Genomic DNA, 10,333 nt, shown 5'->3' with positions numbered 1-10,333 from the left:
CGTCGGGCAGGAGCAGATGGCGGCGCAATTTCTCGGCGATCTGGCCGCGTACGATCGTCTCGATGCGTTGGTCAGGCAGCTTGCTGAACTCGACGCCCACGCGCCGCGAACCGTGCTTGTCAGCGCGCAGGTGGCGTCCGCCACGCATCGCTTTTCCGAAGCCAGCGCGCTGCTGATGCAAGCGGGCGCACGCGGCGCCTTGAAGCCCGATGCCAGCCGCCTGTTGCTGGGCATCGACCAGGCACGCGGAACCCGGCTCGATGTCGTGCTGGAGGAGCGTCGAAGGGTTGCCGAACGCTCAGGGCGGCTGGAAGACCTGGTGCCGCTGGCCGCAACGCTGGTGGACCTGGGCGGCTACGACGAAGCGGACCGCATCTACCAGCAGGCCCTGGCGGGCTACCGCGATGCTTCGCCCTTCGCCGTGGCCTGGGCGTGCTTTCAACTGGGTGTGCTGTGGGGAGAGCAGGTTCCCGTGCCCCAGCCCCAACGGGCCGCGCAGTGGTATGCCCTGGCCATCGCGTACCTGCCGGGCTATGTGAAGGCACGCGTGCACCTGGCCGAGATCCACCTGCGCGACGGCCAGTTCCAGGCTGCGGAATCGCTGCTGCGGCCCGCGCTCTCCGCGAGTGATCCGGAGGTGCGATGGCGCTTGGCCGAGGTGATGGCCGCGACGGGCAGCCCGGCGCAGGCGCAGATGCAACTGCAAGCTGCGCGGGCCGGATTCGACGGGCTGCTTGAATCCCGCCTGCTTGCCTTTGCAGACCATGGCGCGGCGTTCTATCTCGCCAGCGGCAATGACCCGGCAAGGGCCTTCGAGCTGGCCCGGATCAATCTCGCGAATCGACCGACGCTGCGGGCCTGGCAGCTGGCGTATTCGACGGCCATCGGCGCGGGATCACCGCAGGCGGCGGCCGACTTGCTGGCGAAGGCGCGCGAGCGTTGGGGCAGCGATCTGAAGTTTCATTGAGGGCAGGGGATCCGCATCATGGCCTTTGATCGAACCTTGCTCCTGATCGCCTGCGCCGCCCTGCAGGCCAGCGCGCCCGCGCTGGCGCAGTCGGTTGCAGCGCAGCGTCGCTACGAACAGCAGATCGCCATCTGCAACAGCGGGGACCTGGCGCGCCCGGAGCGCGATGCATGCGTGCGCGACGCAGGCATTGCCCTGGACCAGGCGCGCGCCAGCGGTGGTTCGCGCTTCGCGGACGAGACATCGCCCGACGGCCGTTCGACGGTAGTGATCCAGAACGGCGCGCCGCCACCCGCGGATGATTCAGACACGGTCACTTCCCCGGATGGACGCGCGACCATCGTGCTGCCCGCCGGAGGCTCGATGCCGGATCCGCAATGACACCGTGCGGCAAGCCCTGTGGCGAGCAGGCGCATGACATTGGCTCAGCGCGCACGGATCACTTCCTCGACGGCGCCGCCAACCGCGCGGCCGCCGTGAAGTGTAGAAAAGCTGCGTCCTTTGCGTAGTAAAGATGCGACCGCGGTCTAGTGTGCGCGATGATCGCGCAACGATCCCGTCCAACGATATTCTGTGCGCGTTGTATCACGCTATGCCTATCGCGAATTGCGGGCAGGGTAGGGGAGTCCTGCAACGACGCATTGGCATCGTCTTCGATCGCTTCCTGGCCTCGATAAACCAGAACTCGCCGGTCGCGCATTGCGAAGGGGGACCCAGAAGTTGATAGCAGTGCTGCGCGGACCGTCCGCATGGGCAGGGCGGTCGGCGGAAGTAAAGATGCGACCGTGCGAAACCCAAGTGTGGATTCAAAATTACTACTTTCATGAACACGGTCGCAACTTTAGTACCAAAAAAAAAGGCGTAATGTTGCGACCGCAGCCCTTTGGACTCCCGCTAAATAGCTGATTTCATTGAGTTTTGTGAGATCGCAACGGTCGCATCTTTATTACACTTCACGGCAGCGTTAGATGTGCATCGCGCCAAGGCGTTCGGCCGCTGTGAAGCGGCCACTGGCATCGCACCTTTCGAGCGACTGGTCGATCAGGTCATGAGCCAACCACCCTACGACACCGCGCGGCGCATTTTCTGGGTCACGGACAACGGCTCCTCGCATCGTGGCGATGCGTCCGTGCAGCGCCTCACGCATGCCCATCCCCGATTGGTTCCGGTGCACGGGCCCGTGCACGCCAGTTGGCTCAACCAGATCGAGATCTACTTCTCCATCGTGCAACGCAAGGTGCTCACCCCGAACGACTTCCCTTGTCTGCAGGCAGTCGCTCAGCGGCTGGCGGACTTCGAGCGCTACTTCGAGAGCATCGCGCGCCCCTTCGAGTGGAAATTGACTCGCACCGATCTCAATGCCCTGATCGCTCGAATGCGAGATCGGTGGGCACTATTGCTGCAGCGAAAATTTTCCTGTAATCAGCCATTCGTCACAGATGTTGGGTTCGCGACGGCCGGAGGCGCCGTGCGAACCCCCATGGCTCACGCCAAGACATCGCACGGAAGACAAACCACCTGCCGCTCGTGTAGTCCCCGCACCGGTATCGCTACGCACCTGCTGGAACCACGGGTTGTCTTGTGCAGCGCTTTTCCTTGCCAGATCACCCGTCCCGGGATGATTCCGGCCTTCCACATCGACGATTGACCCCTGAGGGGCAGGGGGCGCCGGCTCGCGTGAATGAAGCGCGCCTCGCGTGGGCCAAGCGGTGGCGTTGCGCAAGCTGTGCATCGAGCCGCATCGCCCGGCTCAAACACGTATCCGTGTATCGGTTGACGGCTATGGGGCCGCTGGCGGCGGATTTTATTTTTCTTCCAACGAGGCCACAAGCCGCGCTTCGAAAGCAGCGAGCATGCCTCGCAGCTTCGCCTCTTCCTTCGCCCCCGGCTCGATGCCGCCTGCCTCCACGATGCCCTTGACCAGGTCATACTCCGTCTGGGAGCGGATCGCGCCGCGCTTGAGCACCCGAAAATACTTCTTCGAGTAGCGCCGCCGGATCTCGCTCAGGGTGAAGGCGCCAGCCGCGGCGAACCAGGCGTCGGCTTCGTCGACTTGGTCGGTCGTCCAGTCCGATGTCATCTCGACGATGCGATGGATGGCCACTTGCAGGCCCTCCTTCGAATGAAGGGTCTTCTCGATTCCCTCCAGAAAGGACAAGGGAGGATCCTCAGGATTCTTGCTCTTTTGAATTTCCGGAATGAACCACTCTGCGTAGCACACGAAGAAGGTCTTCCATCGTGCGTAGTTTTCAGCCGAGAGTTTGATGGTAGGCATGGCAGGAACCCTTCAGCCAGCGCGAGTGGAAAAAGGTGATGCACCCATGCACCCCATGTACCCCATGCACCAGATCCTGGGCGCCTATGCCGCCTCTGACAACTAACAGGTCTGTTAGGCTGAACTGACCCAATACTGTTCGTTTAGATGATTCTGGGCTACAATCGCCTTCGTCGCAACTCGACGGCAGGTGGCGGGCATGGCACGAACCAAGGCGGTGTTGGGCTCGGGAGCCCGGCTGAGCGACTTCCTGTCGGCAAGCTTGCTCGCTCGGGTTGTCCCGCCCGAGACGGTGCATGCAGTGCTGGACGAGCACGGCTGCAACACGCAGCGTGTGCGCAGCTTTCCAGCGGTGGCCGGGGTGTACTACTGCATGGCCTTGAGCCTGTACCCGGAAGCTGCCTACGAGGAAGTGTTCGCGGTGGTTGCGCAAGGATTGGCCTGGGCCAGCGCAGCAGCGGAGCCCGCGCTGGTGAGCAAGTCTTCCATCAGTGGCCTGCGAACTCGAATCGGTGCGGCGCCGCTGGGCGACCTCGTGCAGCGGTGCTGCGTGCCGCTGGCCGAAGCGCACACCCATCCTGAGGCGTTCTACGCCGGGCTGAGGCTGGTGGCGATCGACGGCAGCACCTTCGAATTGCCCGATGAGGCTGACAACGCCGCCGCGTTCGGCTACCCCGGCAGTCGCACAAGCCTGGTGGGCCATGCCGGCTATCCGCAGGCGCGGTGCGTCGTCCTGGTGGAGTGCGCGACGCACGCCATCCTGGGCGCCCACCTCGGGCCGTACCGCACGGGTGAGTGGGAGCTTTGCGTGCCATTGCTGGCGCGCCTCGCACCGGGCATGCTTTGCATGGCGGACCGGGGTTTCAACGGATTCGAGCACTGGCGCCAAGCGAGGGCAACCGGCGCGCACTTGCTGTGGCGCTGCTCGGACACCCGACAACTGCCGGTGCACACCCTGCTCGAGGACGGCTCGTATCTCAGTGTCATCGCGCCGGCCGGCGTCGGTCGAGCCCAGGCTTTGGAGCAAGCCATACCCGTGCGCGTGATCGAGTACGCGATGCCGGGCGCTGATGATGCGCAGCCGCGCTACCGGTTGCTCACCACGCTGCTGGACCCAAACGTCGCGCCCGCCATGGAGCTGGCTGCGCTGTACCACCAGCGCTGGGAGATCGAGGCTGTCTTCGATGAGCTCAAGACCCACCTGCGGCAGAGCAAGCGTGTGCTGCGCAGCAAGACCCCGCAGCTGGTACGCCAGGAGTTCTATGGCTGGGTGCTGGCTCACTACGCCGTCCGGTGGCTGCTGCACCAGGGCGCGACACGACACCGACTGTCTCACGCCGAGCTGTCCTTCAAGGGGCATGTCGAGCTGCTGCGACGCACACAGCCCCGATCCGGGGCCTTTCCCCCCAGAGCGGCCCCGACGCAGACTCCGATGGTTTCGTGAACTGCTCGCCGCCAGCGCCAGCACCCGCGCTACCAGGACGCTCGACAAGCGCTCGCCGCGCATGGTCAAGCGACGAAACTCACAGTACGCCCCGCATAACCGCAGCGCACCGACGCGTGTGTCAACCGACTTCACTCCAGTCGCACTCGGGCCTCGGTCAAGCGCCCGACGGACCAGAACAACACGCCCCGAACCTTGGTCGCCTTCGAATCCGCTCGGCGGTTTCATCTAAACGAACAGTATTGTGAACTGACCCTGACCCAGAAAACCTGACCGCTCAAAAGTAGGAAATCCGGCATGATTTTTCACCCGTTGAGATGGGGGACATTGCCGTGAAGAGAAGCAGGTTTACAGAAGAGCAAATTTGCGTTTGCCTTGAAGCAGGCGGAGCTCGGCACGTCGACGACATCTGCCGCAAGATGGGCATCAGCGACGCCACGTTCTACAAGTGGCGACAGCGACCGGCCATGCTGCTTGACGCTATCCATCTGGCGGCGTTCGTAGAGCGAGCGCAGGGTGACGATCCTTACGGTCGACGTTTGCAGCGCGTCACAGACATATCAGCATCTGGATGGCGGCCGCAACGCGTCGGTCCCGGCGGAACCGTTCGCTGATCGCAGCGAGATCGTCCTTGCTCAGGCAAAAGCCTTGCTCGACTTCGAACTCGAAAGCCTGGCAGGCAGGTCCTCCATGCCGACGAAGCGCTGGGCAAACGACGACACGGCGAGTCTCCAGGAAGTCGGGGCCGTGAATCTACTCCTGTCACGGGCCTTGTGCGCCCTCTTTATTGTGTTCGGTTACGTGTCTTGGGGTCGCAGCTCGCAGGGCCTTGAAGGACGGACGACCGTGTCAATTTGTCGAAAAAATACGACTACCCCAAGAACCATCTTTATTACACTTCACGGCAGACGTTGTCCCTCTTTTGGGGGTGCTGCTAGACGACAGCGGCTATGTCGATGAGCAAATCGCTGCGGCCCCGTGTTCCCGCGCCTTTTCATGCTCGCGCGCATTGGCATCGATGCGAGTGACGTCGGAGCTCCCTTGAACAATCTCAACGGAAAAAACTGGGAGATGGTGACGCACGTGGAGGACGCCCTGAAATGAACTTCGACAACGACCCCGACAAGGTCCTCAAGCTCTTCGTCATCATCGTCCTGGTGGCCCTGCTGGCCTTTGCGCTGCTGACCATGTACGACCTGCGCTATTGAAATTCAGGGCGGCCATGACAACCACGACCTGTGGTCCGCAAAAATTCCGTCCGTTGTCTCGCCGATAGATGGTTGGCTTGGACCGAACACCGTGGCACGATGAGGTGCCATGGTGATGCTCGTGCAGATCGTGCTCCGCCTGGTTGAAGACGCCTTGCAGTGGCTGGTGCTGCTGGCGCGCTCGGATGAGTCCGTCCGCGCCGAGAATCTTGTGCTGCGTCGCCAACTGGCCATGTTGGTCGAGCGGGGGCGTCCAGCCTCGTCGCGTAGATGCCGCAACCCGAGTCAGTCTGGCCGTTCTGACGCGTCTGTTCTACTGGCGCAATGCGGTGGTGGTCGTGAAACCGGCCACGATCGTGCGCTGGCATCGCGCTGGATGGAGGCTCTTGTGGCGGATGAAGTCGCGGCCGGGTCGGCCGCCGATCCCTCGCGAACTACGCCTGCTGATTCGGCGGATGGGACAGGAGAACCCGCTGTGGGGCGAAGAGCGCATTGCCAACGAGTTGCTGCTCAAGCTGGGCGTGCGGGTCTCGCCGCGGACGGTCCGCAAGTACCTGCCCAAGCGACCTCCAGGTCAGCCTCGCGGTGATGAACGCTGGTCGACATTCCTGCAGAACCACGCGAAGGCGATTCTGGCGTGCGACTTCTTCGTGACCGTCACCGCGACGTTTCGACTGCTCTACGTGTTCGTCGTCATCGAGCACGGTAGCCGCCGACTGATGCACGTGAATGTCACCGCGCATCCGAGCGCGGCCTGGACGCTGCAGCAGATGAGAGAACTGATCGCGGACACCGACGGCCACGGATATCTGCTTCATGACCGGGACAGCATCTTTGCGAAACACCTGGACGATTCGATCCGGGCGTTGGGCCTCGCAGTCTTGCGCTCCCCGTTCGCAAGTCCGAAGGCGAACTCCATCTGTGAGCGGGTCATCGGAACGATTCGCCGCGAGTGCCTGGACTGGGTGATCCCGCTATCGGAGCCGCACTTGAGATCAATCCTTCACGAGTGGGTCGCGCACTACAACGGCGGACGCCCTCACAGCGCGTTGGGCCCGGGCGTGCCGGGTCCTCCCCGTGGCTCGGCGCGGCGACTACAAGCCGAAGCTCGGCATCGATGGATGCCGGGGGCGCGTGCGCGCAAAGCCCGTGTTGGGTGGATTGCACCACGAGTACTCTCTGGTGCCGACAACAGCCGCCTTGTAGCAGAGCATGGCTGGCCGCCGAGACGCTCACTTTTCCCAATCAACCGTTCAAGGTCAGTGTCCCGCGTCAGCAGATGAGATTGTGCGGAGCACAACGACGAACAGGCTGATGTCCTTCACGCCCTCGGGTGCGCCGGTGACGCGCGCGAGCACGAGGTGGACGATGTTTTCGGCCATGTCGTGCTCACCGTAGGTGATGAAGATCTTGGTGCCGAAGACCTTGTAGGTGCCGTCTCCTTGCGTCTCGGCGCGGCTGCGCACCATCGCGAGATCGCTGCCGGCCTGCGGCTCGGTCAGATTCATGGTGCCGGTCCACTCGCCGCTCACCAGCTTTTCGAGGTAGGTGGCCTTGAGCTCGTCGGAGCCGGCGGTGAGCAGGGCCTCGGTCGCGCCGTCGGTCAGGAGCGGGCAGAGCGCGAAGCTCAGGTTGGCCGAGTTGAGCATCTCGGTGCAGGCTGCGCCGATGGTCTTGGGCAGGCCCTGGCCGCCGAACTCCACCGGATGCTGCAGGCCCTGCCACCCGCCAGCAACGTACTGCGCGTAGGCTTCCTTGAAGCCGGCCGTGGTGGTCACCGCACTATCCTTGAACGAAGAAAGGTTGCGGTCGCCCGCCACATTCAGCGGTCCGATCGCCTCTTGATTGAAGCGAGCGCATTCCTCAAGCACGGCCCGGGCGCTTTCGAGGCCGGCGTCTTCGAGGCCCGGCATCTGCGCCACCTGCGCGATGTCCGCGAGGTGCTCGATGTCGAACAACATGTCCTTGAGGGGGGCAGCATAGCTCATGCCAGCCCTTCATCGTGCAGCTTGTAGCCCTTGAGCTGTTCGCGCAGTTGGGTCTTGAGGATCTTTCCAGTGGCGCCGAGGGGAATCGCATCGACGAACACGACGTCATCGGGAACCTGCCATTTGGCTGTTTTGCCTTCGTAGAACTTGAGAAGCTCCTCTCGCGTGACTGTTGCGCCCGTCTTCTTGACGACCGCCACGATCGGGCGCTCGTCCCACTTCGGATGGAAGACACCGATGCAAGCGGCCATGGCGATCGCCGGGTGCGCCACGGCAATATTCTCGATGTCAATCGAACTGATCCATTCGCCGCCGGACTTGATGACGTCCTTGCTGCGGTCGGTAATCTGCAGGTAGCCGTCGGCATCGATGGTCGCAACGTCGCCGGTCGGAAACCAGCCGCTGTTCTGCTCGTCAAAGACGAGCGGATCGCCGTCCTCGCTCTTGAAATACTCTTTGACGATCCAAGGACCCTTCACCAGAAGGTCGCCATAGGCTTTGCCGTCCCACGGAAGTTCCTTGCCGTCGCCGTCGACGATCTTCATGTCGACGCCGAACATCGCGCGGCCCTGCTTCAGGCGGATCGCGGTCTGTTCATCGCGCGAGAGTGCCAAATGCTTGTACTTGAGCGTGCACAGCGTGCCAAGCGGACTCATCTCCGTCATGCCCCATGCATGCAGCACTTCGACGCCGTAGTGCTCTTGGAACGTATGGATCATCGCCGGCGGGCAGGCCGAGCCACCGATGACCGTGCGGTTGAGCATCGAGAACTTGAGGTTGTTGGCCTGCATGTGGGCAAGCATCATTTGCCAGACCGTCAGCACGCCGGCCGCAAAGGTCACGCCCTCGGATTCGATCAGTTCGAAAAGCGACTTGCCGTCCATCGACGCGCCAGGGAACACCAGCTTGCATCCGGCCAATGCGGCCGAATACGGAATGCCCCACGCATTGACGTGGAACATCGGCACTCCGGGCAACACCGAATCGCGCGCCGAGATCGCCATGACATCGGGCAATGCCGCGGCGTACGCATGCAACACGGTAGATCGGTGGCTGTAGAGTGCAGCTTTCGGGTTGCCGGTGGTGCCGCTCGTGTAGCACATGCTCGACGCCGCGTTCTGATCGAACGTCGGCCAATCATATTCAGTCGAACAGTTGCGCATCCAGACTTCGTAGCTCACCAGGTTTTCCACGCCGGTGTCGACAGGGAGCTTGTCCGCATCGCACAGTGCAACCCACTTCTTAATAGTGGGGCAGCGCGCATGCACCGCCTGCACCAGCGGCAGGAAGGTCATGTCGAAACATAAGATCTGGTCTTTGGCGTGGTTGGCGATCCAGGCGATCTGGTCAGCGTGCAGACGCGGATTGATAGTGTGCAGCACCCGGCCGCTGCCACTGACGCCGTAAACAACTCCAGATGGCGATAGCCGTTCCATGCCAAGGTGGCGACGCGGTCGCTGAAAAATAGCTGCTCTGCCTCCAGCGCGTTGGCCACCTGATTGGCGCGCGATGCAACGTCGCGCCAGGTGTAGCGGTGAATTTCGCCTTCGACACGGCGCGAGACGATCTCGCCATCGCCGTGATGGCGGTTCCCCCTGTGCCAATATGACCTGCTACACCTACCCCCGAGAGATCAGTGAGCAACGAGGTAGGTATGACGAACAACCATCAACCCAAGGCATCGATGCACGCAGTGAACAGTTCGTCCGATTCGGGCGCATTGCAAGGAGCACGGAGGGCGACTGGAGATGCACCCGAATCGGCGGCGCCCGCAAAGCCGCATGTGACCGATTCTGAGGTCGTTCCACGTGCGCGTCGCCGGCAGTTCTCCAACGCGGAAAAGCGCCGCATCGTGAAGGCGGCCGACCGCTGCACCAGGCCAGGCGAGATCGGCGCGTTGATTCGCCGCGAAGGCGTGTACGCATCTTCCTTGAGCACATGGCGACGTCAGCGCGAGGCGGCCGATCTGGCCGCGCTGGCGCCCCAGAAGCGCGGACCCAAGGCCGATCCCGATCGCGCCGATGCGTTGCATATCGCAAAGCTCACGCGCGACAACGAGCGCCTGAAGAGCCGACTCGACAAGGCGATGTTGGTGATCGAAGTCCAAAAAAAACTGGCAACGTTGTGGGGCTACACACTCGACGACAACGGCGAGAGGACGTGATGGCGGCCGTGCGGGAACTCACCCCAGCCTTGGGGGCTGGCGCCGCGTGCCGGGCCATGGGACTGTGGCGCGGCGCACCTGCGCGCCAGCAGGCGCGCGTGCACCGCGTGGCGCTGGTGGGACCGCGGGTGCAACGCACGGCGCGGCCTCGCCCGCCGTTGGCCCTGGACGCCCAAGAAAACCAGATCCTGCTGGACACCCTCAACAGCGAGCGCTTCGTGGATACCGCGCCAGCGGCGGTGCACGCCACGCTGCTGGACGAGGGACGCTACCTCGGCTCGGTGCGC

General features: G+C 63.1%; 8 protein-coding genes and 3 pseudogenes. 8 read left to right on the top strand and 3 right to left on the bottom strand.

Going from position 1 to position 10,333, the window contains the following annotated elements:
- From QTI66_RS38910 to QTI66_RS38900, 3 genes are all read left to right on the top strand, one after another.
- Positions 1-967: tetratricopeptide repeat protein (locus QTI66_RS38910; protein WP_286565728.1), on the top strand; the 967-nt coding region annotated here is incomplete at its 5' end.
- Positions 968-985: 18 nt separating this feature from the next.
- Positions 986-1,348 (top strand): hypothetical protein, encoded by a 363-nt coding sequence (locus tag QTI66_RS38905; protein ID WP_286565727.1) that lies wholly within the window; start codon positions 986-988, stop codon positions 1,346-1,348.
- Positions 1,349-1,937: 589 nt separating this feature from the next.
- Entirely contained in the window at positions 1,938-2,615 is a 678-nt protein-coding gene (locus tag QTI66_RS38900) for a transposase (RefSeq protein WP_353506293.1), read from the top strand.
- A 156-nt stretch (positions 2,616-2,771) separates the two neighbouring features.
- On the opposite strand, the gene QTI66_RS38895 is transcribed toward QTI66_RS38900, so the two are convergent.
- Positions 2,772-3,242, bottom strand: coding sequence for a hypothetical protein (locus tag QTI66_RS38895; RefSeq protein WP_286565726.1), 471 nt, complete (start codon positions 3,240-3,242; stop codon positions 2,772-2,774).
- Positions 3,243-3,441: 199 nt separating this feature from the next.
- On the opposite strand from QTI66_RS38895, the gene QTI66_RS38890 reads away from it, so the two are divergent.
- The 3 genes from QTI66_RS38890 to QTI66_RS38880 all read left to right on the top strand — a co-directional run bounded on the left by QTI66_RS38890 (position 3,442) and on the right by QTI66_RS38880 (position 7,177).
- On the top strand, positions 3,442-4,686 hold the full coding sequence (locus QTI66_RS38890; RefSeq protein ID WP_286565725.1) for an IS4 family transposase: 1,245 nt from the start codon (positions 3,442-3,444) through the stop codon (positions 4,684-4,686).
- A gap of 317 nt (positions 4,687-5,003) precedes the next feature.
- Positions 5,004-5,300 carry a transposase gene (locus tag QTI66_RS40090; protein WP_444815101.1) on the top strand — a complete coding sequence of 99 codons (297 nt, stop codon included), beginning with the start codon at positions 5,004-5,006 and terminating at the stop codon, positions 5,298-5,300.
- A gap of 1,049 nt (positions 5,301-6,349) precedes the next feature.
- Positions 6,350-7,177, top strand: a complete 828-nt coding sequence (locus QTI66_RS38880) for an integrase core domain-containing protein (RefSeq protein ID WP_286565724.1) — start codon at positions 6,350-6,352, stop codon at positions 7,175-7,177.
- A 15-nt stretch (positions 7,178-7,192) separates the two neighbouring features.
- Here QTI66_RS38880 and QTI66_RS38875 read toward each other — a convergent pair.
- A pseudogene (locus tag QTI66_RS38875) lies at positions 7,193-7,882 on the bottom strand (acyl-CoA dehydrogenase family protein); the annotation flags it as partial.
- A pseudogene (locus QTI66_RS38870) lies at positions 7,879-9,470 on the bottom strand (3-(methylthio)propionyl-CoA ligase); the annotation flags it as partial. The pseudogenes QTI66_RS38870 and QTI66_RS38875, both read right to left, overlap by 4 nt.
- Positions 9,471-9,665: 195 nt before the next feature.
- Between QTI66_RS38870 and QTI66_RS38865 the strand changes: the two are divergent.
- Positions 9,666-10,046, top strand: a complete 381-nt coding sequence (locus tag QTI66_RS38865) for a helix-turn-helix domain-containing protein (RefSeq protein ID WP_286565723.1) — start codon at positions 9,666-9,668, stop codon at positions 10,044-10,046.
- A 137-nt stretch (positions 10,047-10,183) separates the two neighbouring features.
- A pseudogene (locus QTI66_RS40085) lies at positions 10,184-10,333 on the top strand (IS3 family transposase); the annotation flags it as partial.

It is taken from the genome of Variovorax brevis (assembly GCF_030317105.1).
GTDB lineage: Bacteria > Pseudomonadota > Gammaproteobacteria > Burkholderiales > Burkholderiaceae_C > Variovorax > Variovorax brevis.
This window is presented reverse-complemented; position numbering and strand designations above follow the sequence as displayed.

Bases quoted from the DNA above. Each gene is read 5' to 3' on its own strand.
- QTI66_RS38905 (WP_286565727.1), top strand. From the start codon at position 986: ATGGCCTTTGATCGAACCTTGCTCCTGATCGCCTGCGCCGCCCTGCAG.
- QTI66_RS38895 (WP_286565726.1), bottom strand. From the start codon at position 3,242: ATGCCTACCATCAAACTCTCGGCTGAAAACTACGCACGATGGAAGACC.
- QTI66_RS38890 (WP_286565725.1), top strand. From the start codon at position 3,442: ATGGCACGAACCAAGGCGGTGTTGGGCTCGGGAGCCCGGCTGAGCGAC.
- QTI66_RS40090 (WP_444815101.1), top strand. From the start codon at position 5,004: ATGGGGGACATTGCCGTGAAGAGAAGCAGGTTTACAGAAGAGCAAATT.
- QTI66_RS38880 (WP_286565724.1), top strand. From the start codon at position 6,350: ATGGGACAGGAGAACCCGCTGTGGGGCGAAGAGCGCATTGCCAACGAG.